Origin of the sequence: Streptomyces olivochromogenes, assembly GCF_021538895.1 — a bacterium.
GTDB lineage: Bacteria > Actinomycetota > Actinomycetes > Streptomycetales > Streptomycetaceae > Streptomyces > Streptomyces olivochromogenes_A.
On record NZ_JADDRL010000123.1, the window covers coordinates 1 to 26,943 of the forward strand.

The window sequence follows — 26,943 nt, forward strand, 5'->3', positions numbered from 1 at the left end:
CGGTGCCCTCAGTCCCGCAGGCTCGCCAGGGCGAACCCGATGAGTTCATCGAGGCCGATTTCCCGCGGCGTTCCGCTCTTCGACTCCCACTCCGCGACGAACCAGGCGCCGTGCCACTCGACACGCCACACCGCGCCGTGCCGGTTCTCGAACTCGACGAAGCTCCCCGCGCCCCCTTCCATCCGGCGGAGCTCCTCGACCAGCCGATCCGGCTCGGCGAAGCCGCGCCCGGGGTTCGTACTCCGGGCGCGGGTGCGCGTATTGGCGTATCGCATCTTCAGAAACGGAAGGGGAGACCGGTCCAGATGAGTCAAACGCAGCATTCGGTAGCGCGTCACCGCCTCGTCGAGGGTCTCGCCGCCGGAGAACTCGCAGACGTGGGCCGGGAACATCAGCCGGACGTACGGGTCCAGTTCCGGCTTCTCCAGCCGATAGAACCGGTGCACCTCGGGCGCGATGCCCACGACCGCGTCGAAGGAGCGCCCGCCCGGCGGTTCGAAGCCCCCCAGCGAACCCAGCAGCGCGTTACGGGCGAAGATCCGCTCCTCATGTTCCCGCGCGAAGGCGAGAGTTGCGACAGCCAGATCGTGGTCGTAGGAATCGCGAGCACTCAGTTGCAGCAGCCGCTCCCCGTCGACGGAGAGCGCGCCCGCGAAGTCGATTCCCGGCGCCGGCGACCAGCGCCAGCCGTCGGGCAGGCCGACCAGCGGGGTGGCGCCCTTGAATTCGCCGATTACGGCACGGATGTCCATGAGTCCTCCACGATCAGGTGCACGCGTGCCCATCCCCGGCCTCTTGGACGTACGCATCCGTGATCTTCTCCGCCGCGTCCAGGGCGTTACCGTTGCGCCCCGGGCCGAACCGTATCGAGACCGACAGGCGAACCGAGTTGCCGGATGTGAACGAGTGCCAGATCTGCAGAACTCCGGCTCCGCTCGTCCCGGGACTGTGCGACGGGGTCGCCGGGTATCGCCTGATCCGGGATCCCTGGGCCGGCCGGCCGTCCTTCCTCGACGGCAATCTGCATTTCTCCTGCCTGGCCGAGTCCGAGAAGAACCCCGTGTTCTTCGCGGAATTCACGCACATGCTGCGGGCCGGCCACGAGGAGGTCGACAGCCTGGACGGCACGCCTCCCCCGCTCACCAGGATGGGGCTGGGCATGCGGCAGATCTTCTCTGGTTCCGAGTGCCGCGTCTTCGAGAGCGGCGTCAGCGACCGGTGGATGGTGGTGCGGCGGACGGGTCCGTGGTTCCGGCTGCGCCGTGCGGACCTCACGGACATCGAGCGTGGCCGGACGCCCCTCTCCCCCGCCGAGGTGACGCCGTACCGGCTTCCGATGGACCTCGGCGGAGTCGATGACATGAGCCTTCTGGAACTGCTGTCAGCCCTGGGGGTGAACGGTACGGGCCCACAGCCGACCTGGAGGGCTCCGCAGCCCCTCCCCGACGAAGCACGCGGCTTCCTCGCGAACCACGCCAAGACCTACACCCCGGTCACCTTCGAGGACGAGAAGCACGCATGACCCGCGCCGGCACGATTGCCGCTCACACCGACAGCGTCCCCGCGATGTCGTCCCCCATCCGCTCCGCCGGCTCGTCCAGGATCGGTTCCGTCCAGGACAGGGTCAGGGTGATCGCCGTGCGCATGCCCTCCGGGCGGACCCCGTAGAAGAGTGAGCGGATCACCGGGCGGGGGCCGAGCAGGCGCTTCTTCTCGCCGACGAAGTTCTGCCGGATGCGGACGGCGTCGCCCAGCGGGAGGCGCAGTCGGCGGACGTCCGGTTCGCCGAACTCCCGTACCGCCATGTGCTCGGTCAGCCAGGCGAGGGACACGTCCGGGACCGTGTCGTCGGGGTGGATGGCGTCGAGTTCCATGATCGCCGCCACCGCGTTGTGCCCGCTGACGTACCAGCCGAAGGCGGCCAGCGGCGTGCGGGTGCGGCTGTCGGCGGCCGCCCGCTTCAGGTCCCGGGTCAGGGCGCGGACGTCGGCCCTCTCCCCGTCACGGGCGTAGCGCTCGGCCAGTTCCTCCGCCTGGTACTTGGCCCAGTAGTCCAGGTCCAGGTCCATGGCCGGGTCCATGGCCGGGTCCATGGCCGGGTCCACGTCGCCGGTGCCCGTGCCCGTGTCAGGGCCGGTGCCGGTGCCCATGCCGGTCACCGGGAACGGCACCCAATCCTCCGAGCACTCAAGGCCCAGGTTCGACAGGTCGTCGCTCAGGGGGTCGTCGGTCATGGTGTGTCGTCACTCCGTCCAGGTCAGCGACGCCGCGATCGCGTCGAAGAGCTCCGCCATCGCGTCCGCGATCTGCTCCAGCGGCGTCGAGAAGGTGAGCAGCAGGAACGCCGCCGTGCCGGGGACGGGGACGTGGTACTCCAGCGAGAGCGAGTGGTGGACCTGCCGCGCGTCCTCCTCGCCCGGCTGCCGTATCAGCCTGCGCACCCGCACGGCCGGGCCCGAGGGCAGTTCCTCGACGCTCGCCGTTCCCCCGTCCGCCGCCGACAGCGTCTCGGCGAGCGCGTCGAGCGGCAGGGGCGCCGCGTGCCGCAGCGGGGCGAGGGTGACGAGGAGGGAGGCGGGGATGGTGAAGGGGCCGATCTCCTGGAGGCTGAGGTACAGCTCGATGCCGCCCGAGCGGTGCGCCTTCGCTGCCCGGCGCCGCAGGTCCTTGCGGAGGTCCTCCTTGAGGTGCGGCGCGTTGTCGATGCCGTGGAACTGCCGCTCCACCAGCGCGTCGACGGCCTTGTCCCGCTGCTCCGGCGGGTCGAGAAGGATCCGGAACCAGCCGTCCGGCAGGAGCAGACGGTAGTCGGCCGGGGGTGCGGTCTCCTGGAGTCCTGTCATGCGGCTCGCTCCGTGAGGGGGCGGTCCGGTGCCGGATCCGCCGGTCGGTCCAGCCGGAGGCGGCTGTGCAGTTGGTGGGCGAGGTAGGGGACCGCCTGGAGTACGGCGCCGAGCGCGCCCAGGGCGATCACGGCCGGGGCCGTGGCGGGGTGCGTGTGCGTGTGCGGCATGCGCATGCCCCAGGCGATCGAGAAGTACGAGGCGAGGGCCATGACCGCGGTGGACGAGACGCCGGCCGGGGTGCCGGAGAAGCGGGACGCGCGCCGTGCGGCGCGGGGGGAGGCGGGCAGCGGGTCGGCACCGAGCGCCGGGTGCTTGGGCCAGGCGGCCTTGCCGCTCGGCTCCCGCTCGGTCTCCCGCAGCCCGGCGGCCCCGGCCGCCGCGCTCAGGCGCGCCCAGCCCTCCGCCCCGGCCGTACCGCCGAACCAGGGGCCCCAGGGCAGGACGGCCCGCAGCTCCTCGCCCGGCCCCCGCAGTTCGGCGCCGACCGGCGCACCGGCCCGGTTCCGCACGCGGACCAGGGTCGTCAGGGCGTGCGGGCCGGTCAGCGGCAGCCAGTACTCCCGGCCGTCGGCGTATCGCAGGACGAGATCGCGGTCCTGCACGCGCAGTTCGGTGTCCCGCCGGAACCGTACGGTCGCTCCCGGCCCGTCCGCGGGGGCCGGCCGGACCCGCTCCCGTACGACGGGGTCGTACCGCCGAAGTCGCATCCGCGTCCCGAGGCGGAGGCCCAGCCGTGCCGCCGGGGCCACGAAGGCGGCGACGGCGGCCGGCAGGACGAGCCACGGGGACAGCGAGCCGGAGAAGACGACGCCTGTGAACGCGGCCAACCACACGCCTCCGGCGACCAGCCGCGTCGCCCAGTACCAGGCGGGAAAGTCGCCGCCCCGGCCCAGCCGCACGGCTCCCCGGCGGCGTTCCCCCTTCGCCACCCGCGGATCGTCCGCGTCGTGCACCACGTGCAGCGGGACGCCGGCCGCCTTGAGCAGCGCCGACACCCCGGTGCGGCCGAGAAGTTGCTCCCCCCGCACGGAGCGCTTGGGCAGCGCGGGTGACTCGGGAAGCCAGTCCTCGATGTCGAACCAGGCCAGCAAGGCCCCGTTTTGGTCCTGGAGTTGGACCTCGCCCCAGGAGCCGGTGACCGGTGGCCCCATGCGCTCCCGGTCCGCGCCGGGCGCGTCGACGAAGACCGCGCGGGTGATGCCGCCGGGTCCGACCGGGAGCCGCGGCGACCGCCGCCGCGTGCGCAGCACGAGCTCGGTGCCGTCCAGGTACAGGCGGGAGGTGTGGCAGCGTTCGAGCCCGGGTCCGCGCCCGGCCGCCGGTCGCAGAGCCGGCTCGGGAGTCATCCCGTGACCTTGTCGTAGAGGGAGGTCACCGTGCCGTAGGCGCCTTCCGCGCCGGCCGCGACGCCCGCGAACGTGGATCCGGCCCAGACGTTGGTGTGCGCGCCGAAGTTGCTCAGCGCGCCGCTGACCTCGGGCAGCTTCAGTGCCGCGGGGGCGATGCCGTCGAGATCGGAGGCGGTACGGGCCAGTTCGGGGTCCAGGGTGCCCAGCGAGCGGGGTGCGGCCATCCCCTTGAGCCCCTCGCTCCAGCCCTGTTTGGAGAAGGCGCTGCCGATCGACTTCGCGCCGTCGACGGTGTCCCGGTACATGGAGACGGGGCTGAAGCCCTCCTTGAGGTTGCTCCAGGTGGGGAACTTGCCCTTCGGCATGGTGCGCATCGCCTCCGCCGCGGCCTTGCCCCGGATCGCGCCCTGGGCCCCGCGGTTGGCCAGGTTCCACGCCTTGCCCGACTTCATGCCCGAGGCGACGGCGTTGCGGAACAGCCCGCTGCGGGCGAGCGCCTTGCCTCCGGCGGCCGCGCCCCTGGCGCCCGACATCGCGGCCCGGCCGACGCCGAAGGTCGCGACGCCCACGGCGTCCAGGATGACCGACTTCCAGCTTCCCTCGCCGCCCAGGGCGAGCACCAGGTCGGTGGCGAGGGCGACGACGCTGGCGAGCAGGGCGACCGCGTTGGCGACGGCGGCGATGGCCTGGCCGATGACGGGGATCCAGCCGAGCGCGAGGGCGGCGACACCCGCCCACAGGGCGATGCGGCCGGCCCACTTCGAGATCTGGGTCAGCCAGCCCGCGTTCTCGTGCACCCAGTTCTTGAACTTGTCCGTCCAGCCGTCCTTGAGTCCGTCGCCCTCGATGACGTCGTGGATGGCGTCGGCGGCCAGTCCGGCGGCGCGGTCGCGGATCCCCTTGGCGGCTTCGAGGGTGTCCTTGGCGGCCGACAGCGCCGAGTCGGCGTGCTCCTTCTGCCGGGTGAACTTCTTGTTGTCCGGGTCGTCCTTCGGGGTGTCGTGGGGCTGCCCGTCGAGGGACCGCTGGGCGGTGGTGAGGTCGTCGTGGGCGGCCTCGGCGTCGTGCAGCGCCTTGTCGGCCAACTGCTGGGCGCGGTGCAGTTCCGAGGCGTACTCGTTGCTGCACACCCCGTCCCGGACCTGGGTGCCGAGGGCGTCGGCCGCCTGGTCGTACCGCTTGAACGCCCTGCGCAGCTTGTCGCCCGCGCCCTCGGCGGAGCCGCGGAACTCGGTGGCCGTCTTGCCCTTCCAGTTCTCCACGGAGGCAAGGGCCTTGATCTCGCGGGCCTCCTTCTCGATGGCCTCGGCGGTCCTGCGCAGCTCCCGGCCGAGCGCGGCCACCTCCTCCGGGTCACCGGGCACCGGATCCGACGACTCGCCGAGCACGGACCAGCGGTCGGCGGCGGGGCGGGCGCTCACTTCTTCGCCCCCTTGGCCTGCTTGCCGTCCTTGTCGGCCTTCCTGAGGGCCTCGGCGAGTTCGTGGTCGAGCTGGTCGTACGAGTCCGCCGCGGTCTTGGTGATCCCGGCGAGCTGCTCCAGTTCCTCGGTGAGTTTCCCGCGGTGGATCTTCCAGTTGCTGCCGAACTTCGCGAAGGCGTCCAGCACCTTCTGCGAGCCGATCTCGCCGACGCCGTAGCCCTCGGCGGGGTTGGCCCGCTCGGCGAAGGTGTCGCGGATGCGCGTCAGCGCCCTGGAACACTCTCGGATCCGGTCGATGTCCGCCTGCTGATCACTCACGCGTACGCTCCCCCTCCCGCACCACGGCCCCCGGCGCGCACACCGGTCACAGACGGGCCAGCCTGCCCGTGACGGGTAAGGGCGGAGGGGCTGAAGGTAGGAAGAGGGTAAGAATCTCCGGGCGTGTCCGGGCTCAGGCCTCCCGCAGCACCGCCAGGGCGAACGCCAGCCGGCGGTCGAGCCAACTCGCCCGCGGGAGATACGCCTTGACGCCCTCCAACTGCTCGCAGGTCAGGACCACGGGCTCGTCGTCGCCCTCGGCGCGCCAGGTCACCGGACGGCTCTCGTACGAGCTGGTGCGGGCGTCGCCCTCCACGCCCAGGCTGAGGACGGAGTCGACCACGCTGCCGACCACCGCGCCCGCGCCACGCACCACGTTGTCCTTGCCGCGCGTCGCGATCTCCTTGGCGCTGCCCCGCGCCCAGTGGTAGCGGGCCACGACGTCCGGACGACCGGGCTGCCGGAGCCACCAGCCGTGCTGGACGGTGCGCCTGGCGGCCGGGGTCCGGTGCACGAGGCCCAGTTCCGCGCCCCCGTCGGCGGTCACCCGGTAGCGGGCGCCCGACTTCTCCGGCGCGAGGGCGCAGACCAACTCGGTGGGTCGTGCGGCGTCGTACAGCGCGTACGAGGGCGTCTCGCCCCCGTCGTCGGCGACGAGCACCGCCGGGGCGTGGTAGCGGACACCGTCGTGCGTCGACGGCATCCGAATCGCCCGCGGTCCGGTCAGCGGCTTACGGGTCAGGGTGCCGGCCCGCAGCACCTCGCCCACCGTGAACCAGCCCGCCCGGTCCCACGGCACGGGCGGTACGTCCGGCTCCGCCTTCCGCCGCCCGAACACCGCCGCTCAGCCCACCTGGTTCTCGGCCACGGCCCGCCCGTGCACGACGACGTCCCCGCCGTAGAACATGCCGGTGAACACGGGCTCGTACGTCAACTGCACCTGGACCTCGACCTCCTGGGCGTCGGCCGCCACGCAGTGGGTCGCGGCGATGTCGGCGCCGGACAGGTCCATCTCGCGGGCGTAGGCCTTCACCCGGGCGTCGCAGTTCTGGAAGTTGATCGGCGCGGGTCCGCCCTGGTTGTCGTAGAGGGCTTCCCTGTCGATGTCCTGGGCGGCGTAGCGGGCGGCCTGTTCGGCGATGTCGGCGGCCCGTTCGCGCTTGGAGATGGACAGGCCGCCGTCGATCACGAACGCGGACAGGGAGAGGAAGACCAGCGCGAAGATGATCACCGCTCCGGCGCCGGAGCCGCGGTCGTCCAGGCGGGTGCGACGGTCGGACCACCAGGTCCGTACGGCTGCTCTCACGCCGACCTCCGGTACGGGTCCAGCGACGAGGAGAAGCTGGCGGACAGATGGGTGGGGATGTCCAGTCCCAGCATCGCCAGGCCCCGGACCTGGCAGCTCACCTCGATCGTGAAGAACGGGTCGACCTCGGGGTCGAAGCCCGCGCTCTTCTGTACGACGGAGACCGGCCCGGAGCAGACGTCCGCGAGGTCCGCCTCGGCGGCCTTGCGGGCCTCGGCCATGGCCGTGCCGTGGTCCTTCTGGATGGAGCCGGCCCGGGCCGCGTCGCGCGCGGCGCCGTCGATCGCGCCCCGGCCGTCGACGAGTTGGCCGAACGCCACCAGGACCAGGATGAACAGGATCATCACCGGGGCGAGGATGACGACCTCGACGGTCGACAGTCCCCGGTCGTCCCGGTGGCCGGAGGTCATGCGTGTGCGCAGGGAGGCGAGGGACATCTAGTTCTCCCCCTCCTTCACGAACCGCTCCACCGGTCCCGACGACTGCGCGTGCACCGTCAGGTCCAGCCCGGGGAACACCGTGGGCACCCGTGCCGTGATCTCCACGCCGACCGTGTTCCGCTCCGGCTGGAGCATCGTCACGTCCGGCGACAGCACCAGCTGCGGGCCCAGTTGCCGGATGTAGTCGTCGACCACGTCCCGGGCCTCGCCCCGCCACGCGCCGGGCTGTTCGTCGGCCGTGGCGCGGGCCTTGCGGGCGCCGGCCTGGGCCGCCGCCTGGGCCACGTGGTCGGCGAAGAAGTACAGGGCGAACTGGACGGTCGCGAAGATCATGAAGAAGAGGACGGGAGTGAGCAGCACGAACTCGATCGCGGTCATGCCGGAATCACCGGCGTCCCCCCGCGCGGCCCTGGCCCGGCGGCGCGCCCATCTGCCCACGCCCACAAACAACCCCGTCATCCCCGTCGTGTCGTACGTGCGATCCCGTAACCGCGATCAGCAGGTCTTGGACGCGCTGGCACCCTTGATGCAGTCGCCGACCTTGTTGGCGCCGTCGCTCAGCGCGGTGTTGATGATGGCGGCCACCACGCCGACGATCGCCACGACGACCGCGGAGATGATGACCCACTCGACGGCGGAGGCACCGCGGTCCAGTTCGCCGGAGCGGGCGCGCTGGACGCGGCCCGACAGGAAGGTGACCAGGAAGTCCACGGCCGGGATCCCGGTGCTGACGTTCCGTCCGTTCATGATGAGTTGTCCTTTCGAAACAGTTCGCTGGGTGATGGGAACGGGCTCAGACCTGGAACACCCGCATCGCCGCGGGAAAGATCAGGAACACCAGGAAGCCGGCGCACAGCAGCAGCTGCGCCACGAGCATCGACTGGGACTTCTCGCCCGCGCTGCCCTCGATCTCGGCGAGTTCGCGGTGCCGCATGGTCTCGGCGCGCGAGGCCAGCGACTCGCGGACCTTGGCACCGTCGTCGGCGACCAGCGCCAGTGAGGCGGACAGGTCCTTCAGCTCCTCGACGCCCAGCTCCTCGCCGAGCGCGCCGAGCGCCTGCCACTGGCTGATGCCGGTGATCCGGGCGTCGGCCAGGGCGTTGCGGATGCGCTGGTTGGCCCAGCCGTCGGAGATCTCGGCGGCCGCCATCAGGGCCTCGGGCAGACCCCGGCCGCCGGCCAGGCTCATCGACACCAGGTCGAGGTACGCCCCGATGACCCGCCTGAGGTCCCGGCGCCGGTCAGCCGCGTCCCGCCGTACCTCCAGGTCGGGCAGGAAGAAGAAGAGCGCCGCGAAGAGCAGGGCCAGCCAGACCGGGATGACCGGGCTGGAGCCGAAGCCCAGTGTCCACACCACGGCGAACAGGAACGGGCCGAAGAACAGCCCGGCGGTCGCCAGCAGCACCTTCGTCGCCAGGAACTTCTCCCAGCTGCGGTCCAGTACGGCGAGGTCCGCGCGCAGCGAGCGCTGCTCCCAGCCCTGCTGCAGGTAGAAGTCGGCGACGCGCGCGCCGACTTCGGCCCGCAGCGAGCCGATGCGTCCCGTGTCCTTCGTCTGCCGTGCGGTCTCGAAGGCGGAACCGCGCGCCCGCATCGCGTCGATCCGGGCGACCTGGGCGACCGCGCTGCGCTTCGTCGGCGTGAGGGCGCGGACGAGGGCGTAGACGCCCAGTCCGAAGACCACGCCGACGACGATCGGCATCGTGAGGTTCACCGGCGTACACCTTCCTCCGGCTGGAACGGCTGGGGCTGGGCGCCCTGCTGGGCCGGAGTGCGGGGCCGTACGAACTGCACCGCCGCCTCGTCCCGCACCAGGAACCGTTCGGGCGTCTCGATGGTCGACAGCTTGCGCAGCCACCAGAAGCCGAGCGCGAACAGGGCGCAGACGACGGCGAGGACGAGCTGGCCGACCGCCGTGCCGTACGGCTGCACGAAGTCGCGGTTGAAGACGGAGAGGCCGAGGACGAAGGCGATGGAGACCGCGACCACGATCTGCACCGAGCGGCGCGTCGAGGCGCGCTGGGCCATCACGCGCTGGCGCATGTCGACCTCCTCGCGGGCCGACTTGGCCAGGGCGCCGAGGACCTGGCGCAGACCGGGGCCGCGCAGGCGGGCGTTGAGGATGAGCGCGGCCACGATGATGTCCGCGGACGCGTCGTCGATCTCGTCGGCGAGCACCTGGAGCGCCTCGGGCAGCGGCGTGCGGGCGCGCAGCCGGTCGACGAGGGCGTCCAGGTGCGGGCGCAGGATGGGGGCGGCGGCCCGGGCGGAGGCCGGGATGGCCTGCTCCAGGCCGACGGCTCCGGCGATCGTGTCGCGCAGCGACTCCGTCCAGGACGCGAGGGCCTCCACGCGGCGCATGGCCGCGCGTTCCTCGGCGGCGCCGCCGAACAGGCGGTCCCAGAAGAAGACGAGGACACCGGCCGCGATGCCGGCCACGGCCCAGCGGGTGAGCAGCAGGACGGCGAGCCCGACGATGGCGGCGAGCGAGCCGCGCTGACCGGCGAACCGGATGAGCTCGGCGGCCCGTTCGTTCGCCTTCTGCTTCTCGTGCGCGGGCTTCGCGGGCAGACCGCGCACCGCGACCGTCAGCAGCGCGAGTCCGCCGCCGACGGCGACACCGCTGCCGATGGAGTACAGGACCTCGGGGGAGAACAGGCCCCCCATGGAACCGAGCGAGCCGAGAGCCCCGTATGTGGGCGCTGAGTACGTCACGCCGCTCACCCCCATGTCCCGTGCGGCTGGTAGCCGTACGCCATCAGGTCCTCCAGGCAGGCTATGGGCGCGTGCGGTACGACCCGTCCGTCGGGGGCCTCCGCGAACACCTCGCTGGACAGCACCCGGCCGTCGACGCCGTTGACCTCGCGGACGGAGGTGACCATGCGCTGGAGCCGGCCGCCCGTCTGGTAGTTGTTGCGCCGCTGGATGAAGACGACGAAGTTCACGGCGCCCGCGATCAGCATCTGGCTGGCCTCGATGGGCAGCCGCTCGGAGGCCTGCAACGCGTACGTGGAGATACGGTTGAAGACCTCGCTGGAGCTGTTGGCGTGGATCGTGGACAGCGAGCCGTCGTTGCCCTGCGACATCGCGTTGAGCATGGTCACGATCTCGTCGCCGAGGACCTCACCGACGATGACCCGGGAGGGGTTCATACGCAGCGAACGGCGCACCAGTTCGGCCATGGCGATGGCGCCCTGACCCTCGGAGTTGGGCAGCCGCTCCTCGAACGCCACGACGTTGGGGTGGAGTTCGGGGAAGGTGTCGAGCCCGAGCTCCAGGGCACGCTCGACGGTGATGAGCCGCTCGTGCGGCGGGATCTCGTTGGCGAGGGCGCGCAGCAGCGTCGTCTTGCCGGCGTTGGTGGCGCCCGCGATCATGATGTTCTTGCGGGCACGGACCGCGCAGGCCATGAAGTGCGCGACCTCGGGCGTCACGGTCCCGTTGCCGACGAGGTCGGAGATGAACACCTTGCCCATGCGCGCGCGACGGATGGACAGCGCGGGCCGCCGGGCGACGTCCATGACGGCCGACAGACGCGAGCCGTCCGGCAGCCGCAGGTCGAGCTGCGGGTTGGCGGAGTCGAACGGACGCGAGGACAGACCGGAGTAGGCACCGAGCACCTGGATGAGCTCGATGAGCTCCTCGTCGGTCTCGGCGACGGGATCCCCCTTCTCCTCCCGCCCGTCGGAGTAGCCGACGAAGACCTGGTCGCAGCCGTTGATGTCGATGTTCTCGACGTCGGGGTTGTCCAGCAGCGGCTGGAGCCGACCCACGCCGAAGAGCGCGGCGTGCACGGCGGCCGCGTACTGCTCCTCGGTCTCCGCGTCGAGTGGGGTGCGGCCCGCGTTGATCTCGGCGCGGGCGTACTCCTCCAGGATCTGGGCGATGACCGCGCGCGCGTACTGCCGCTCGTCCTCGGTGGACATCGGCGAGACGCCGCCCACCTGGTCGAGGCGGCGCTGCTCGGCGATCCGGTCACCGGCGTCCTGCCGGAACCGCTTGACCAACTGGTGGTCGACAGCGGTCATCGGCCGGCCCCCGCGTGGCCTTGATGGGGCTGCTGAGGCTGGTTGGGCTGGTGGGCCTGGGCCTGGGCCTGGGTCTGATTCTGGGCCTGAGGCTGGGCAGGGGCCTGAGCCTGCGCCTGACCCGCCTGCTGGGCTTGCTGGGCCTGGTGGGCCTGCTGCGCCTGTGCGGATACGGCCCAGGCGGCGCCGTACTGCTGGTACAGATCCGCGGTCACCTTGCGGGCCGAGCGGATGAGCAGGGACTTGTCGAGGCGTCCGCGCCTGCGGCCGGCCAGCTGGTCGGCGCCGGCCGGGTCGTCCGCGATCGTGCCGACCACGCGGGCGCCGGTCTGGGCGTGCACCAGCATGTCGTTGACCTGGTTGACGAGCTTGCCGGAGCTGCCCGGGTCGGCGATCAGGACGACGCCGATGAGCGGGGTGGCGAGGGTCGCGGCGCCGCGCGGACCGCCGTGCAGCTTGGCGGACAGGGCCGCGGCGCGGTCCCGGACCCGGGCCAGGGCCTCGGGCTCGGTGCGCGAGACGAGCAGTACGAGGGCGGCGTGCGGGAACAGCTCGACGGCCGGGGTGTCGCCGCTGATCCGGCCGCAGTCGGCGATGACGTCGGCGGGCGTGTTCGGGGAGTCGGCGAGCGAGGCGAAGGCGTGGCCGAGGGTGGGCCAGAGCCCGGAGAGCCCGGTGGCCTGCTCGGCGATGCCGAGCCCGACGAGCACTTCGAGCCCGCCGCTCAACGGCTGGACATGGTCCCAGAGTTGGTCCGGCACCAGGCCGCGGCGGGCGGTCGCCGCTATGGAGAGCATGCCGATGTTCGGGTTGAGCTGGCCGCCGTGCGCGGCGGCACTGCGGTAGACCAGGTCGCCGCCCGCCGGGTCGGTCTCGGCGAGCAGCGAGCGCCGCGGCCAGACCGCCGCGAGGGCGACGGCCGTGGTGGTGACGCCGGGGGAACCCTTGTCGGCGGCGATTGCGATGAGCGCCATGGGGTGGGTGCCGCCTTCTAGTTGCCGTTGCCGGGTACGTGCACGATGGCGACCGCACCGGCGGACGCGGCGCGCGCCACGGCGGCGGCGTCGCTCTGGTCGACGAGCAGCGTGAGCGAGAGGTTGCCGGTGCTCACGGTGGCGTCGCTGTCCTCGGCGACCTTGTCGACCTTGGCGTTCTCGACGAGGGCGGTCCCGCCGGCGGAGGAACCGGTCTTGTCCGAGCCGGAGTTGCTGCTGTCGACGTTGTAGACGGCGACGGAGTCACCGGGCTTGATGTCGGCCGGGTACTGGCCCTCCTTGAGGGCGACGCCCACGGCGGCCTTGCCGGACGGGAGGCTGCTCTTGCCGGTGAACATGTCACCGATGACGACCGTGCCCGCGTAGATCGTGGACTTGGCCTGGAGCTCCTTGAGGGAGCCCAGCTGGGACCACTTCACGTAGTGGATGCTGTCGTCGGCGGCGACCATCACGGAGGTGACGTCGCTGTCCTTGACGGACTCGCCGGCCTCGATCGTGCTCGTCACCTTGACGACCTCGATCCGGTCGCCGGCGCGCAGCACGAGCGTCGTGGCGCCGAGCGCGCCGAGCAGGATCAGCAGCACGGCGAGCGCGGCCAGTGCCGGTTTGCGCTCGCGAGGCGGTGTGGGAAGCCGGTCGCCGACCGACGGCTGAGCCGGAGCGGCGGAACGACCGGCGCCCGCCCCCGTACGCTCTTGGATCTTCACGCAACCGCTCCCCGTACACCCAAGAAAATGTCTGCCAAGTTCCTTGCAAAAGCGGACACTTCACCCCCGAACGCCCGCACGCGAGAGCACGGGACACACTGGACGCACCGCCCGACCTGGCCGAATACCGATGGCCGGGGTGAGTGTCAAGCGATCGCACCGTATCAGTCGCCCATGGGCCCCTCAAGGCGAGTCAGCACTCCTTGACCACACCCGAATCACCGTTACCCTCTGCAACCGGCGGTGTGCGCATGCCAGTTGACCACGGGGGGTGGACGGGCCCACCACCTGTGCGCCAGCGAATCCGCCGACGCCCCACCATCCCGGGGCCACCGACGCCCTCCTCACGGACCGCCCACGATGCCTGCACGAATCACACACGCGCGCGGTGCGGTTCAGTCGCAAGAGGTCTTGGCGAAGACACTGCAAATGGGTCCAGCAGCACACCGGCGAGACCAGAAGACGCCGCGGTGGCGTCACGCACCTTGGCTCACCCGACTTGAGCCCGCCTCCTGTTGGGAACCAATCGTGACGGGGAACTCCTTCGGCGCGAACGGACACGTGACCATCACCGACTCGGACCCGCCCCGCCGCACTTGGATCTTCACGGGTCCGGTCCTGAACACCCACAAGAATCACCCAAGTTGCTTTGCCTTCGCAAGCTTCGCTCCGCGGCCAGACGGCGTCCCTCCGACGCCGTGCGCAAGCCGGAAGAACACGCAGCCCAGAGCAACCTTCGACCCCAGGTGCCGCCGCGTCAGCAGCACATACGCCTGCTCAACGGTGGTACGAGCAACTTGGGTGACCGCTCATCAAGTAATGCCGGGCGCAACCCGGCTCCCACAGCTTCTTTCTTGATGAAGACGCTGCAAACAGGTCCATGGATAGGCTGACCGGGACCATCCAAGGATCAAGGAGAGCCTCCGCATGAAGAGAACGGCCACCCTGGCCGCCTCCGCACTGTTCGTGCTGCCCCTCACCGCGCTCACCGGGTGCGGCGGCAGTGACAAGTCCGAAGCCGACAACAAACCGGACGTATCGGCCACTCCTGCGAGGGCAGTCAGTCCCGCCCAGCAGGTGCAGCAGCAGATGCTCACGGGGACGGAGGCGGCCGGCTACGGCATGTCGAAGCTGCGACCCGACTACCTGTTGGCCAAGACCCAGAAGGAACTGACCGTCGACAAAGCCACGTGTCTGCCACTCGGTTACGCCATGAACCAACTTCCGATCGGCTCCCCCCAGGCTCACCTGACCCGGGTCGCCGCCAAGAAAGAGCCGGACGGAATCCTGACGTACATCACGCTGTCCTCCTACGCCCATGGCCAGGCACAGGCCACCATGGCCGGCCTCTCCACGGCGGTGAAGTCCTGCGCCAGCGGCTTCGCGGCCAAGGGGCCGGGCGGCAAGAACCCGTACAAGACGGTCAGGCCGGAGACGGCTCCGACCGGCGGCGACGAGGCGCTCGCCTTCGCCGCCACCTTCGACGCCGGCGGCCAGACCCAGACCGTCCGCACGCAGGTCTTCCGCTTCCACGACACAGTGGTCACCTATTTCGCGATCGACAGCCAGGCCTTCCTCAAGCAGTCCGCGGGCAACGCCCGGATTCCGTCGGCTGTCGTCAAGGCACAGAACGCCAAGCTGGGGTGACGTACCTGGGCCTGCAGTCCGTTCGTCACGCGCTATCGACTGTTGTGAACTCCCCTGACCAGGCATTGACTTTGACGGATCGGTCCTGGTGAAACCGAGACTCACACCGGTAGCGTCCCTCCCCTTGCGTCCATCCTCATCCCACTGGGAGTCACTCGTGAACCGCCGTTCTTTGCCCGTTGCCGCCGCGCTCGCCGCGACCGCAGCCCTGCTGCTGACGGCGTGCGGTGGCAGTGACCACACATCCAAGAGCAACGACAAGATCCCAGGGGCCGACACCGGCGACCAAAAGAGCTCACCGTCGCCGAGCGCTTCGGCAGACAACAGCGCTGGGCGACCCAAGATCGCTCTCCCCGGTGACGTCCATGACGTCTTCGATGGCTGGAAGACCGGAGATCCGAAGACTGATCCGGTGCTCGCAGACGCCGGACGCACCATCGACGCCACGAACTATGCCATCACGCAGGGAAATCCGAACGAACCCGCACTCGGTTTCTACTACAAGGGGGATGCGCTCGTCGGAGCTGCCCAGTGGGTCAAGCAGGGCAACGACGCGGGCGTGACCCTCACCGGAACGACGCGGTACTTCAACCCCAAGGTTGATGTGTATGCGGCAAACCGGGCGACGCTCAGCTACTGCTCGTTCGAGGGCAAGGCATACGCGAAGAACCGCAAGACCAACAAGGTCGAGAAAGACCCGGTCACCAACAACTCGTACGTGCTGTACGTCACGCGCCTGGAGAAGAACGGCAAGGGCGTGTGGCAGACGTCCATTTTCAAGGGAGACAGGGGGAACAAGGCGTGCAGGCCGTGATCAGTGGTCGCAGTTGGGTTGTCGTGGCCGGTGTTGCCATCGCATGCACCGTGATCGCGTCTCCTGCTCAGGCCGGCTACTCCCCAGGGGGCGGTACGCATGGCCAGACGACGACAAGCGCCAAACGCAGCGGGCAAACCCTGGAGTCACGCATCACCTTCACGGGCTCCACCCGGGCCGCCGGTGATTCGTCCCCGACCATGACCCCCGTCAGCGACTGGACGCCGCCCGCTTGCTGGTACGAACCCATCTCGGCGCAAGAGTTCGCCAAGAGAACCGAAGACGGCTACAAACTCGTCGTCGACGATCCGGATCAGCCCAATTACGCCAAGGTGGCGACGGGCCAGTTCCGGGACATCTACAAGGACGGCAAGTACAAGAACTACAACCTGGATCAGGCCGACAAGGGCAACTGGTGGGTGGCCGCACAGGATCCGAGCCGCCTGAACGACCTCGCGGCCTGGGAATGCGACGACCTGCCGTTCTGGGTCGACAACGGCGACAACCCGCGCGTCAAGAATGCCGTCTCCCCGAAAATACTGGCGGAACTCGCCTACAACCGCATCAAACTGCCCAGCACCGCTGTCTCTCTCGCCCCCGACGGAACCACCAAGGTCAAGCTCCCCACCTGGGCCTGGCTCGACAAGACCAAATTCAAGAAGGTCTCTGTCACGGCCTCACTGAACGTGGCCGGCCTCAACATCCAGGCCACCACTACGGCCAGGCCAGTCTCTCTGACACTGCAGCCGGGCACCACGGACGCCGATACCTTTCCCGCATCCGGCGAATGTGCGATCAACGCCGACGGCTCCATCGGCGACCCGTTCGTCAAGGGCAAGGCCGACCAGACCCCGCCCTGCGGCATCAAGTACCTCCGTTCCTCCGGTAACGGCGCCTTCCAGCTGAAGGCCACCATCACCTGGCAGATCAGTTGGACGGGAACCGGCGGTGCCGGCGGTGATTTGCCGGACGGGACCTTCGGGGCCACGCAGGAAGTCACCGTCCAGGAGATCCAGACAGTCAACCGATAGCGACAGAGCCCGACAGCGAGGCATCACCGTGAGAGCTCGCGCCGTCCGGGCGCCCGAAGGCGGCTTCTGCGGTGTTGCGCTGTGAGAGGCGACCTGGGTGGCGAGGTGTGGAGGGAAACGGAGTTCGCCTTCCGCTGCCTCCTCGCTCTCCTGTTTGCAAGCGCGCTCGTACTAATGGCGGTCCTGGACATGTTCTGGGGAGACGACACCTAGCGGTGGGCGGCCGGGACGTGGCCGAGTGGGTGTGCCGCTTCGCGGTACACCTTGGTCTCTCCGCCCCGTGCCTGCTCGTCCTCTCCGGGTGGGCACTGGGCAGGGCCGATCACCTGTCGTGGAAGACCCGCCCGGTTCTCCGTGGGGCGGTGGGGCTCGTCTCCAGCGTCGTCGAAGTCGCGCTGCCGGTCCAGCGCTTCGTCGCCCTGGAGGCGGGCCGCGCCCCCACCCATACCCCTGAGGTACGAACTGAGCACAGAAGTTGACCGATTTGCCATAATAAATTCACAGTCAGCCAGGCGTCGAAGCTCCATCCGCCTGGCGAAACCACCAGTCACACCGCTACCTTCGGTGTTCTTGACGAAACATTACCGATCTTTGGCTCCACGGGGGTGGACCGTGCGAGGCGCCACGGGGGTGCACCATGGCTGACAGGACACGAGCGGATCTCGATACCATCCGGGACTGCTCCGACTCCCTTTTCCGTATTCACCGCGAGTTCAAAGAGCACGGGAATCCGGCCGACGAATTCCGCGACGATCTGGGCAGCGGCACGCTCCGCGATGTCTTCGACGAGTTCTCTGACACCTGGAAGAAGACACGCAAGAAACTCATGAAGGACATAGAGAACCTGGCCAAGTACACCAAGACCGCGGCCGACACGTACGACGAGGTGGACCACAAACTGGCCCAGGCCCTCCGGGACGCCCGCAAGAACTCGAAGGGGAAGAAGTGACTCGCCCCCGCGACTGGGAACCTCTGCACGACGGCGACCCCATTCCCGGCGACCCTTACGAAGTCGCCAGGCTCGGCAAGCAGTTGCGCACCATGGCCGACGAGATCGACAAGCAGTCCGGCAACATCCGGGCACTGGCTTCCGTCGAGGGCTGGGACAGCGACGCCGGCCGTGCGTTCCACGACGTGGCCGACGGTGCCTCTGGGCGGCTCAAGCGGGCCTTCGACCGCTATGACGAGGCTTCCAAGGCCCTCGGGACGAAGGTCGTGGAGGGCGGTGAGTCCAATGAGTACGCGAGCGAGCTGCACCGGGCCCAGAAGATCGCCGACAAGGCGCTGGTCGACTTCCGCGAGGCGGAGGGCGACCAAAAGAGCGCCGTCAGCGGGCTGGACCAGTACAAGGACACCGTCCCCAGCAAGGACGACGTTTCCGAGCGGACCCGTCTTGAGAAGAAGCGCGACGGTGCGATGGACGTCATACGTCACTGCCACAGTGAGATCGGCCGGGCGAAGATCATTCGCGACGAGGCCGCCCAGGCCGCCGCAAAGCATATAAAGAACGTCGTCCATCACGACGGCGTCCGCGACCCCGGCGGGATCATGAACTTCCTCGCCGACTGGGCCGACTTCTTCTCGAACCTGTCCGCCGTGTTCTCGATCCTGGCGGTCATCTGCGCGTTCGTGCCGCCATTGGAGTTCCTGGTACCGCTGTTCGCGGCACTTGCCGTGATCACCAGCGCGGCCGCGCTCGCAGGGCACTTGTACGACATGACCGTGCGCGGCGGTGAGTTCAACGGCATGAAGCTCTTCTTCGACACCCTGGGCGTCATGCCCGGTCTCGGCGTTCTCAAGGGCTTCAAGGCCCTCAAGGGACTCAAGGGTCTGGCCAAGCTGCGGGGTCTTCGCTTCAGTGGCATGGCGGCGGCGGAGGGCGTGGGCTTCAAGTTCTTCAACGGCATCGGCGTCAAGGCCGTGAACACGATTCTCACCAAGGCCGGCAAGCCCGCCCTGGAAGGACGAAGGATTACAGCCGCCATCAAGAGCGGAAGCTTCGTCAGTGCCATGGTGAAGGTCTTCACCGGACACAACGGCGAAGGCACCGGCGATCCTGGTGACTACCCGAAGGTGACCCCGAGCCCGTCGCCCCAGCCGGCCCCCACGCCAGCGCCCAGGCCGGCTCCCAAGCCCACGTCGGCGCCGTTCCACGCCGCTCTCGCCCACTGACCCCGGAACAGCCCGAAGGAGTCCCCCGCACATGTCCGAAGAAGACCGCGAGCTCGGTCCCGGTGAGTACCGGGCACGGGCCGGGATCATCAGGAAGATGGTCCCGGGAGAGGTCCTGGCCTCGGTCCCGGCCGCACGCGAACTCGCCGAATCCGAAGGTCGTCGACTCCAGTTCGACTTCCTTGACGACGCGGCGGTGCTGAAGCTGCTCCACCTGCGTTACCTCGACCAGGAGAAGATGCGCAGCGGAGGAATGCGGCTCGGCCTTCCATCCGCCTTCGTTCTCATGGGGCTCTTCGTGTACTGGGGCGCGTACGTCCAGTACTGGGAGTCGTCGAAGTCTCAGTCGGCGTACTACGCGGCAGCCGGTGCCGTGGTCGGCGTCATCGTCCTTCTCTACGTCGTTTCGCTGAGGCGGCACTGGGGAGACCGCCCCCGGCAGAAAGTACGCGCGAGGTCGGCCGCTTACCGAGAGATCGCGCACGCCGCCGCCCGGCAGGGCGCCGAACTGCCCGAGTTCTACCCCCACTACGGGCCGTACCCCTTCGCCGCCAACTTCTACGCCGACGCGGCGGACCTCGAACTGCCAAGTGAGGCAGGCGAGCGATGAGCACCGTCACGACAGAGGCCGAGCTCGCGTCGGTCGTGGACGGCGAGGCCGTGCACGTTCGCTGGATCATGCCGGAGGGCTTCTTCGAGCTGCCCATGGACGTGGAGTCCGTGGAGGAGCTTGCCGACGGGCTGATCGACCTTGCGCGCCGGGTGATGCCGGGTGCCCCGGAAGACATGCAGTACCAGTGGGCCGCCATCTGCGCGGGCAACTACGACGCGTTCGTCGAAGCGAGCGTCCAGTACGCCGGCTTCGTCATCACGGAGGTTGACGGAACCCGCTGCACGGCCACCGTGCACGTCTCCCTCATGGATCTGGCGGAGGAGGCCCGGTTCAGCCCCGTGCATGCCACGACCGGCGCCCTGACCGCGCTCGATCGCGGTGAGGTCGCTGAGATCAGCCTGCCCTGCGGCCCGGCCGTGTCGTGGATCGGTACCCGGCAGGCGGCCATCGACGCCGCGCTCGTGCCGTCGGGGCACGACGAGCCCTTCTGGACGTCGTTCATCCAGGTGCAGGTCCCCCTGCCCAACGGCACGGTGCTGGTACTGGAGATGGTGACACCGACGCAGGATGGTTGGGAGGTCTTCTCCAGCATGTTCGCGGGCATCCTGAAGAGCCTCTGCTTCTTCGACGACGAGGGCAGCGTCCTGGGGCTCTCCGCGTGACCGGTCGGACCCAGGCGGAGCCTCCCGAGGACTACCGGCTGCTCGTCCCGCGCGACTGGTTCCGGATCGACCTCACGCTCGACCGCTGGCGTCCCCAACTGAAAACGTTCGTCGACCAGCAGGCATGCCGTCGGCCCATGTCCGCGGAGGCCAGGCAGGAGCTGTGGACGGTGCTGCGCAACACCGCCGAGCGTGGTGTCGCCGAAGGCGCGTTGGAGCTCTTCCTGCGTACGGAGGCCGAATCGGCCACTCCGGCAACCTTGTTGATCTCCCTGCTTCCGATGCGGGGAGTGCTCAACGCGGCGCCGAAGGAGCTCGCACAGGCGTTCTCGGCCCGCAGGGGGGAGGGCGCGGAGGTGACCGTCGTGCCTCTCCCCGCCGGTGACACGGTACGCGTGGCCACGACGACGACGTTGGACCTCTACGTCCACATGCCGGGCGAGGTCGGATACCTGCTGCTGGCCTTCACCGTTCCGCTGAGCGGCATCAAGAGTCCCATGGGCGATCTGTGCGAGGCCATCTCCGGCTCGTTGCGGTGGGTGTGAGGCAGACGGACGCAGGACGGCGCGGCGGGCCGCAAGCCCGCCGCACCATCAGGAACAGTCGGCCGACCCTTACTTGCTCTTGGCCGCCTTGGCCAACTCATCATCGATCTGCTCGAACTTGTCGGCCGCGTTGGTGAGGTAGTCGCCCATGCCGTCGAGGCCGTCGAGGGTGTCCTTCGTGCCCCGCACGAACTCGTCGAAGTTCTCGTCGAAGGCCTTCGACGAGCTCTTGGTGACGTAGCCGGACTCGACCAGGTTGGCGATGTACTTGCGCAGGCCGTCGAGCTTCTCGTGGAGCTTTTCCTTCTCCTTCACGACATGCTTGGCGGCATCGCGCATGTCCTGGTATGTGACATCAAGGTCCTTGGCCATGAAGCTGCTCCCTCTTCAACACGCCGCAGGGCCAACCCCCGTGGCTCCCTGTTTGCGGACGAGACGAGTGGGGTGCGTGGTTCCACCGGTGTGATCGTCCGCTCTTGCGGCAGCAGCTTACGGCCGTTGCGCGTGCCGTTGCCATCGGGAAGCCTTAGCGGTCTCCCCGTTGCCCCGCCGCAACAGGGAGCGGATATCGTCGCCTTCACTGTGACCTGCGTGACGAAAGCGGCCACAGGGGGCTTGGGGAGGACAAGCGTGCGCCTGACTCTGACCGTCGTCGACCCGTTCGGCGGGGGCTCCGCCGACGTCGTGCTCGATGCCGATCCCGAGTCCACCGTGGGGGACATCGCCCAGGAGCTGGCCCAGCAGGTCGGGCACAGCGGGGCGCAGGTCATCCCGATCGGACAGCATCATCAAGCGCCGGCCGGTGGCGCGCCGTTCGTGTACGTCGACGGGTACGCCGTCGACCCCACGGCCACCGTGGTCGGCTCGCCGTTGCGGGAGGGGGCCGTCGTCAGCCTCCAGGATCCCGCCGGCTGCCTGCCCGGCGAGCCCACGGGACTGGTCGAACTGCGCGTCGTCGGCGGGCCCGTGGCCGGATTCGTGCACCGCCTCGGAGTGGGCCGGTACGACATCGGCAGCGGCGCCGCCTCGTACATCCGGATCGACGACCCGGAACTCGACGCCCGCGCCCTGACGTTGTCAGTTGCAACGGACGGCACCTGCCAAGTCACCGTCCATCAGGACAAAGAGGGGGTCACGAAGGACGGCTCGGCCGTCGAGGACGACTCCTGGCCCCTCGGCGCCCAGATCGCCCTCGGCAACACCCTGCTGGAGCTCGGCCGTTACACCCCGCCCAACGCCGCCCTGAAGTGGTCGGACGACGGGGTGGGGCTCGACTACAACCGGCCGCCGCGGCTGCGCCCGCCGGACCGGCAGACCAAGTTCCGGCTGCCCAGCCCGCCCCGGGAGTACGAGGCCCGGCCGCTGCCCTGGCTGATGGCGCTCACGCCCCTCGTGGGGTCCGTGGTGTCCGTGCTGATCTTCCACCGCTGGTACTACCTGATCATGGCGGGGCTCAGCCCCATCATGCTGTTCGCCAACTACTTCATGGACAAGAAGCACGGGCGCAAGTCCCATGCGAAGCAGCTCAAGGAGTACAAGGAACAGAAGGAGCGGATCGAGAAGGACGCGCAGGACGCCCTCACCGCGGAGCGGCAGGACCGGCGGGGCGCCATACCGGATCCCGCTGCAGTGCTCTCCCTGGGCACCGGACCGCGGACCCGGCTGTGGGAGCGGCGGCGTACGGACCGGGACCATCTGCTGGTCCGGGTCGGCACCGGGCGGCTGCCCTCGGAGGTCGTCCTGGACGACCCCGAGCAGGACGACCACCGGCGCCAGGTCACCTGGAACATCGAGGACGCGCCCGTCGCCCTGTCCCTCCGCTCCCTCGGCGTCATCGGCATGGCGGGTCCCGGCGACTCCGCCCGCTCGCTCGGCCGGTGGGCGGTCGCGCAGACCGCCGCGCTGCACAGCCCGATGGACGTGCAGTTCTACGTCCTCAGCGAGAACAGCGCCAAGGACAGCTGGGACTGGATGCGCTGGCTGCCGCACGCCAAGCCCTCCGGCGGGCAGGACGTCAACGTCCTCATCGGCACCGACGCCGAGACCGTCGGCGCCCGCATCGGCGAGCTGACCCAGATCCTCGACGCCCGCAAGAAGGCCGCCGAGCAGAACCGTGGGCAGGGGGCCTCCTTCAGCGAGCCGGACATCGTCGTCGTCTGGGACGGCTCGCGACGGCTGCGGTCGCTGCCGGGTGCCGTACGACTGCTGCGCGAGGGCCCGGCCGTCTCCCTGTACGCGATCTGCCTGGACGCCGAGGAGCGGTTCCTGCCCGGTGAGTGCCAGGCGTTCGTCGTCGCCGAGCCCAAGGCGCGGGAGTACGACGCGAACGGCGCCGCCGACCGGCCCGCGGCGCAGCAGCAGGTGGCCGGCGGCTTCCCCTCCTTCCAGGCCTGGCATGCCGCGAGCACGCCCGAGACCGAACGCGCCCAGCAGCCACAGGAGTTGCGACTGCGCGTCGAGGAGGCCGGCGCGGAGGGCATCAAGGACGTACGGCCCGACTTCGTGTCCGCCCCCTGGTGCCTGCGCCTGGCGCGTTCCCTCTCCCCCCTGCGCGACATCAGCGGCGAGACCGAGGACTCGGCGCTGCCGGGTGCCAGCCGGCTGCTCGACGTGCTCCAGCTGGAGCCGCCGACGAGGGATGCCATCGTCGCGCGGTGGCGGATGGGCGGGCAGTCGACGCTCGCGGTGATCGGTGAGTCGTACGACGGTCCGTTCGGCATCGACATGCGCAAGGACGGCCCGCACGGCCTGATCGCCGGTACCACCGGTTCCGGTAAGTCGGAGCTGCTGCAGACCATCGTGGCGTCGCTGGCGGTGGCCAACACGCCGGAGAACATGACCTTCGTGCTCGTCGACTACAAGGGCGGCTCGGCGTTCAAGGACTGTGTGAAGCTGCCGCACACCGTCGGCATGGTCACCGACCTCGACGCTCACCTCGTCGAGCGCGCGCTGGAGTCGCTGGGCGCCGAGCTGAAGCGGCGCGAGCACATCCTCGCCGCCGCCGACGCCAAGGACATCGAGGACTATCAGGATCTCGTGCGCAGGGATCCGTCCCATGCGCCGGTGCCGCGACTCCTCATCGTCATCGACGAGTTCGCGTCCATGGTGCGCGATCTGCCCGACTTCGTGACGGGGCTCGTCAACATCGCCCAGCGAGGGCGTTCGCTGGGCATCCATCTGCTGCTCGCCACGCAGCGGCCCAGCGGTGTCGTGTCCCCGGAGATCCGCGCCAACACCAACCTCCGTATCGCCCTGCGGGTGACGGACGGCGGCGAGTCGAGCGACGTCATCGACTCGCCCGAGGCCGGGCACATCTCGAAGAACACACCGGGCCGGGCGTACGTCCGGCTCGGTCACGCGTCCCTGGTGCCCTTCCAGTCGGGGCGCGTCGGTGGCCGCAGGCCCGGCGCCGCCGATCCCGCCGCCCTCGCCCCCTGGGTGGGCGAGCTGACCTGGGAGGATCTGGGCCGGGCGGCGCTGGTGAAGCCGAAGGCCGAGGCCCGCGAGGACGAGGAGATCACCGACCTCAAGGTGCTCGTGGACGCGGTCGGCGAGGCCAACCGGTCGCTGGGCATCCCCGCGCAGCACAGCCCCTGGCTGCCCGCGCTCTCCGAGACGCTGCTGCTCGACGAGATCGAGATCCCGGTCGCCGGTCTCACGGCGGGCAAGCTGCCGCCCGCGCCGTACGGTGTGGAGGACCTGCCCGCCGACCAGGCACGCCGGCCGGTCGTGGTCGACTTCGCCACCTTCGGTCACCTGATGATCGGCGGTGCGCCGCGCAGCGGCCGTTCCCAGGTGCTGCGCACCCTCGCGGCCTCCCTCGCGCGCACGCACTCCTGCGCCGACGTCCACCTGTACGGCATCGACTGCGGCAACGGCGCGCTCAACGCGCTGACCCGGCTGCCGCACTGCGGCGCGGTGGTGGGCCGTAACCAGACCGAGCGGGTGATCCGCCTGGTCAACCGACTCAAGGGCGAACTCGGCCGCCGCCAGGACCTGTTGGCGGACAAGGGCTACGCCGACATCGGCGAGCAGCGGGCCGACGCGCCCGAGGACGAGCGGCTGCCGCACATCGTCGTGCTGCTCGACCGCTGGGAGGGCTGGGTGCCCACCCTCGGCGAGATCGACCACGGGTCGCTGACCGACGAGCTGACGACCATGATGCGCGAGGGCGCGAGCGTCGGTATCCACCTGGTCCTCACCGGTGACCGCACGCTCCTTGTCGGCCGCGTCGCCACGCTCACCGAGGACAAGTACGGTCTGCGGCTCGCCGACCGCAGCGACTTCTCCACGCTCGGCATCCCGGCCCGCAAGGTGCCGGAGGAGATCCCGCCGGGCCGCGCGTTCCGCAACGAGTTCGGTACGGAGACGCAGTTCGCGCTGCTGTCCGAGGACACCACGGGTCAGGGCCAGGCGGCGGCGATCGGGGCGATCGGCGAGGCGGCCGCGGCGCGGGACGCGGACGTGCCGCGCGCCCGGCGCCCGTTCCGGGTGGACAGCCTGCCGAGCCGGATCTCCTTCGCGGACGCCTGGGAGATGCGTGACCCGGAGGCCTCCCGCTCGCGGCTGTGGGCGCTGGCGGGCATCGGCGGCGACGAGATCGTCGGCTTCGGCCCGGACCTGGCCCAGGGGGTGCCGACGTTCGTCATCGCGGGCCCGGCCAAGTCCGGCCGCTCGACGGTCCTGATGAACTTCGCCCAGTCCTATCTCTCCCAGGGCGTACGGCTGGTCGTCGCGGCCCCGCGGCAGTCGCCGCTGCGCGGGCTCGACGGCACGGAAGGCGTGCTGAAGGTCTTCACCGAGGACGACATCGACGAGGACGACTTCGAGGAGGTCATCGACTCGGCGTCGCTGGAGGAGCCGATCGCGGTCCTGGTCGACGACGGCGAGATCCTCGAAGACCTCGACGCCGAGTCCCACATGAAGCGGATCGTCTCGCGCGGCGCCGAACGCGGCCTCGCCCTCGTCATCGCCGGTGACGAGGAGGACGTGTGCAGCGGCTTCTCCGGCTGGCAGGTCGACGCCAAGAAGGCCCGCCGCGGCATCCTCCTGTCCCCGCAGGAGTCGTCGAGCGGCGACCTCATCGGCGTACGGCTGTCGCGAAGCATGGTCGGCGGCCAGGTGGTGCCCGGGAAGGGCATGCTGCACCTGGGCGACGGCGAGCTGCGGACCGTGGTGATCCCTGGGTGAGCGAGGGGTCGGCGAGGCCGGGCCGGCCGCGGGGGCGGCGGGCCCGGGACTCCGACGGCCGGTGGTCTGTGGCTAGTTGACCTTCGACATCCGGGAGACCGGGTTGCCCTCGGCCGAACTGTCCGACGTGTACTTGAGGTCGTCGCCGACCGGGGTCAACTCCACCAGGTGGGGTGCGGGGTTGCAGCCCTCGTGGTTGCCCTTGGCGCCCACGGACCGGGCGACGATCCGGGTCTTCGTCACCTTCTTCAGGGTGAGCACGTCGGTGCAGACGCCGCCGAGTTGATCGGTCTGTGTCATCCGGCCCAGTTCCTCGCCGAGGCCCACCCGGTGGACCGTGAGCCGGAAGGTGCCGATGGGGAGGTTGCCGTCGAGGGCCGTGCCCTGGCCCTCCCAGGTGCCGAGGTAACGGTCGGGGACGGCGCGCGACGCGGTGTCCTCGCCGCTGGTGTCCGGACTGGAGGGGGCGCTGGTGGGGGCGCTGGCCGCCGCGCTCGGCGCCGGGGAGTGGGCGCTGCCGCCGACCGAGTCGTTGTCTCCCCCGCCGCCAAAGGGGCGCAGCACGAACCCCAGCCCCACGGTCACCGCGGCCAGCGCCCCGGCCACCGCGAGGGCCACCGTGCAGCTGACCCGGCGTCCGCGTCCGCCCTCGCCCGGAGCCGAGGTGGCCGCCACGCTGACGGAGACCTTCCCCGGCCGCTGCTCGGCGGGTACCGCGTCCCGCTGCTCGGGCACCACGGTCGCGGCCCCCGGCGCGGCATCCCGGACCCCGGACATGGAGGTCTGCGACCCCGGGACCGGCACACCCAGCCCCGGTGTCCCCAGCCCGGGCATCCCCGGCCCCGGCATCCCGGGCA

The 26,943-nt window shown here is 70.0% G+C and carries 27 protein-coding genes and 1 pseudogene; 10 read left to right on the top strand and 18 right to left on the bottom strand.

Features of this window, described 5'->3' with window-relative positions; all coding sequences use genetic code 11:
• Positions 1–8: 8 nt before the first annotated feature.
• Entirely contained in the window at positions 9–752 is a 744-nt protein-coding gene (locus IPZ69_RS38600; RefSeq protein ID WP_235459393.1) for a hypothetical protein, read from the bottom strand.
• 146 nt (positions 753–898) lie between these two features.
• Between IPZ69_RS38600 and IPZ69_RS38605 the strand changes: the two genes are divergently transcribed.
• Complete coding sequence (locus tag IPZ69_RS38605; RefSeq protein WP_235459418.1) at positions 899–1,522, top strand: hypothetical protein; 624 nt, start codon at positions 899–901, stop codon at positions 1,520–1,522.
• A 22-nt stretch (positions 1,523–1,544) separates the two neighbouring features.
• On the opposite strand, the gene IPZ69_RS38610 is transcribed toward IPZ69_RS38605, so the two are convergent.
• The 15 genes from IPZ69_RS38610 to IPZ69_RS38680 all read right to left on the bottom strand — a co-directional run bounded on the left by IPZ69_RS38610 (position 1,545) and on the right by IPZ69_RS38680 (position 13,412).
• Complete coding sequence (locus tag IPZ69_RS38610) at positions 1,545–2,234, bottom strand: hypothetical protein (RefSeq protein ID WP_235459394.1); 690 nt, start codon at positions 2,232–2,234, stop codon at positions 1,545–1,547.
• A gap of 9 nt (positions 2,235–2,243) precedes the next feature.
• Positions 2,244–2,843 (bottom strand): hypothetical protein, encoded by a 600-nt coding sequence (locus IPZ69_RS38615; protein ID WP_235459395.1) that lies wholly within the window; start codon positions 2,841–2,843, stop codon positions 2,244–2,246.
• Positions 2,840–4,192: a hypothetical protein gene (locus tag IPZ69_RS38620; protein ID WP_235459396.1), complete on the bottom strand. Its 1,353-nt coding sequence runs from the start codon at positions 4,190–4,192 to the stop codon at positions 2,840–2,842. The genes IPZ69_RS38615 and IPZ69_RS38620 overlap by 4 nt, the downstream gene beginning before the upstream one ends.
• The gene (locus IPZ69_RS38625) at positions 4,189–5,616 is read right to left on the bottom strand and encodes a hypothetical protein (RefSeq protein WP_235459397.1); all 1,428 of its coding nucleotides are present in this window, start codon (positions 5,614–5,616) and stop codon (positions 4,189–4,191) included. The genes IPZ69_RS38620 and IPZ69_RS38625 overlap by 4 nt, the downstream gene beginning before the upstream one ends.
• Positions 5,613–5,936, bottom strand: a complete 324-nt coding sequence (locus tag IPZ69_RS38630) for a hypothetical protein (RefSeq protein ID WP_235459398.1) — start codon at positions 5,934–5,936, stop codon at positions 5,613–5,615. Before IPZ69_RS38630 ends, IPZ69_RS38625 begins: the two co-directional genes overlap by 4 nt.
• A gap of 133 nt (positions 5,937–6,069) precedes the next feature.
• Positions 6,070–6,774: a hypothetical protein gene (locus IPZ69_RS38635; RefSeq protein WP_235459399.1), complete on the bottom strand. Its 705-nt coding sequence runs from the start codon at positions 6,772–6,774 to the stop codon at positions 6,070–6,072.
• Positions 6,775–6,780: 6 nt separating this feature from the next.
• Positions 6,781–7,242 (bottom strand): TadE/TadG family type IV pilus assembly protein, encoded by a 462-nt coding sequence (locus tag IPZ69_RS38640; RefSeq protein WP_235459400.1) that lies wholly within the window; start codon positions 7,240–7,242, stop codon positions 6,781–6,783.
• Entirely contained in the window at positions 7,239–7,679 is a 441-nt protein-coding gene (locus tag IPZ69_RS38645) for a TadE/TadG family type IV pilus assembly protein (protein WP_235459401.1), read from the bottom strand. The genes IPZ69_RS38640 and IPZ69_RS38645 overlap by 4 nt, the downstream gene beginning before the upstream one ends.
• The gene (locus tag IPZ69_RS38650) at positions 7,680–8,141 is read right to left on the bottom strand and encodes a TadE family protein (RefSeq protein WP_374295321.1); all 462 of its coding nucleotides are present in this window, start codon (positions 8,139–8,141) and stop codon (positions 7,680–7,682) included.
• A gap of 36 nt (positions 8,142–8,177) precedes the next feature.
• A complete protein-coding gene (locus IPZ69_RS38655; protein WP_235459403.1) occupies positions 8,178–8,429 on the bottom strand; it encodes a hypothetical protein in 252 nt (83 codons plus the stop codon).
• A 46-nt stretch (positions 8,430–8,475) separates the two neighbouring features.
• On the bottom strand, positions 8,476–9,396 hold the full coding sequence (locus tag IPZ69_RS38660) for a type II secretion system F family protein (RefSeq protein ID WP_235459404.1): 921 nt from the start codon (positions 9,394–9,396) through the stop codon (positions 8,476–8,478).
• On the bottom strand, positions 9,393–10,349 hold the full coding sequence (locus tag IPZ69_RS38665) for a type II secretion system F family protein (RefSeq protein WP_235459419.1): 957 nt from the start codon (positions 10,347–10,349) through the stop codon (positions 9,393–9,395). The genes IPZ69_RS38660 and IPZ69_RS38665 overlap by 4 nt, the downstream gene beginning before the upstream one ends.
• Positions 10,350–10,402: 53 nt before the next feature.
• A complete protein-coding gene (locus IPZ69_RS38670; protein WP_235459405.1) occupies positions 10,403–11,710 on the bottom strand; it encodes a CpaF family protein in 1,308 nt (435 codons plus the stop codon).
• Positions 11,707–12,684, bottom strand: a complete 978-nt coding sequence (locus IPZ69_RS38675; RefSeq protein ID WP_235459406.1) for a hypothetical protein — start codon at positions 12,682–12,684, stop codon at positions 11,707–11,709. Before IPZ69_RS38675 ends, IPZ69_RS38670 begins: the two co-directional genes overlap by 4 nt.
• 17 nt (positions 12,685–12,701) lie before the next feature.
• Positions 12,702–13,412, bottom strand: a complete 711-nt coding sequence (locus tag IPZ69_RS38680) for a hypothetical protein (RefSeq protein ID WP_235459407.1) — start codon at positions 13,410–13,412, stop codon at positions 12,702–12,704.
• A 927-nt stretch (positions 13,413–14,339) separates the two neighbouring features.
• Here IPZ69_RS38680 and IPZ69_RS38685 point away from each other — a divergent pair.
• The 8 genes from IPZ69_RS38685 to IPZ69_RS38720 all read left to right on the top strand — a co-directional run bounded on the left by IPZ69_RS38685 (position 14,340) and on the right by IPZ69_RS38720 (position 20,896).
• The gene (locus IPZ69_RS38685) at positions 14,340–15,059 is read left to right on the top strand and encodes a hypothetical protein (protein WP_235459408.1); all 720 of its coding nucleotides are present in this window, start codon (positions 14,340–14,342) and stop codon (positions 15,057–15,059) included.
• 157 nt (positions 15,060–15,216) lie between these two features.
• Positions 15,217–15,873, top strand: coding sequence for a hypothetical protein (locus tag IPZ69_RS38690; RefSeq protein WP_235459409.1), 657 nt, complete (start codon positions 15,217–15,219; stop codon positions 15,871–15,873).
• Positions 15,861–16,904, top strand: a complete 1,044-nt coding sequence (locus IPZ69_RS38695) for a hypothetical protein (RefSeq protein WP_235459410.1) — start codon at positions 15,861–15,863, stop codon at positions 16,902–16,904. The genes IPZ69_RS38690 and IPZ69_RS38695 overlap by 13 nt, the downstream gene beginning before the upstream one ends.
• Before the next feature lie 637 nt (positions 16,905–17,541).
• Positions 17,542–17,853, top strand: a complete 312-nt coding sequence (locus IPZ69_RS38700) for a hypothetical protein (protein WP_235459411.1) — start codon at positions 17,542–17,544, stop codon at positions 17,851–17,853.
• Positions 17,850–19,076 (top strand): putative T7SS-secreted protein, encoded by a 1,227-nt coding sequence (locus tag IPZ69_RS38705; protein WP_235459412.1) that lies wholly within the window; start codon positions 17,850–17,852, stop codon positions 19,074–19,076. The genes IPZ69_RS38700 and IPZ69_RS38705 overlap by 4 nt, the downstream gene beginning before the upstream one ends.
• 31 nt (positions 19,077–19,107) lie before the next feature.
• Positions 19,108–19,686, top strand: coding sequence for a hypothetical protein (locus tag IPZ69_RS38710; protein WP_235459413.1), 579 nt, complete (start codon positions 19,108–19,110; stop codon positions 19,684–19,686).
• Positions 19,683–20,351 carry a hypothetical protein gene (locus IPZ69_RS38715; RefSeq protein ID WP_235459414.1) on the top strand — a complete coding sequence of 223 codons (669 nt, stop codon included), beginning with the start codon at positions 19,683–19,685 and terminating at the stop codon, positions 20,349–20,351. The genes IPZ69_RS38710 and IPZ69_RS38715 overlap by 4 nt, the downstream gene beginning before the upstream one ends.
• On the top strand, positions 20,348–20,896 hold the full coding sequence (locus IPZ69_RS38720; RefSeq protein ID WP_235459415.1) for a hypothetical protein: 549 nt from the start codon (positions 20,348–20,350) through the stop codon (positions 20,894–20,896). Before IPZ69_RS38715 ends, IPZ69_RS38720 begins: the two co-directional genes overlap by 4 nt.
• Before the next feature lie 69 nt (positions 20,897–20,965).
• Here the strand turns inward: IPZ69_RS38720 and IPZ69_RS38725 are convergent, their stop codons facing one another.
• A complete protein-coding gene (locus IPZ69_RS38725) occupies positions 20,966–21,268 on the bottom strand; it encodes a WXG100 family type VII secretion target (protein WP_235459416.1) in 303 nt (100 codons plus the stop codon).
• 258 nt (positions 21,269–21,526) lie between these two features.
• Between IPZ69_RS38725 and IPZ69_RS38730 the strand changes: the two genes are divergently transcribed.
• Complete coding sequence (locus IPZ69_RS38730) at positions 21,527–26,086, top strand: FtsK/SpoIIIE domain-containing protein (protein WP_235459417.1); 4,560 nt, start codon at positions 21,527–21,529, stop codon at positions 26,084–26,086.
• Positions 26,087–26,158: 72 nt separating this feature from the next.
• Here the strand turns inward: IPZ69_RS38730 and IPZ69_RS38735 are convergent.
• Positions 26,159–26,943 (bottom strand): annotated as a pseudogene (locus tag IPZ69_RS38735) (serine/threonine protein kinase); the annotation flags it as partial.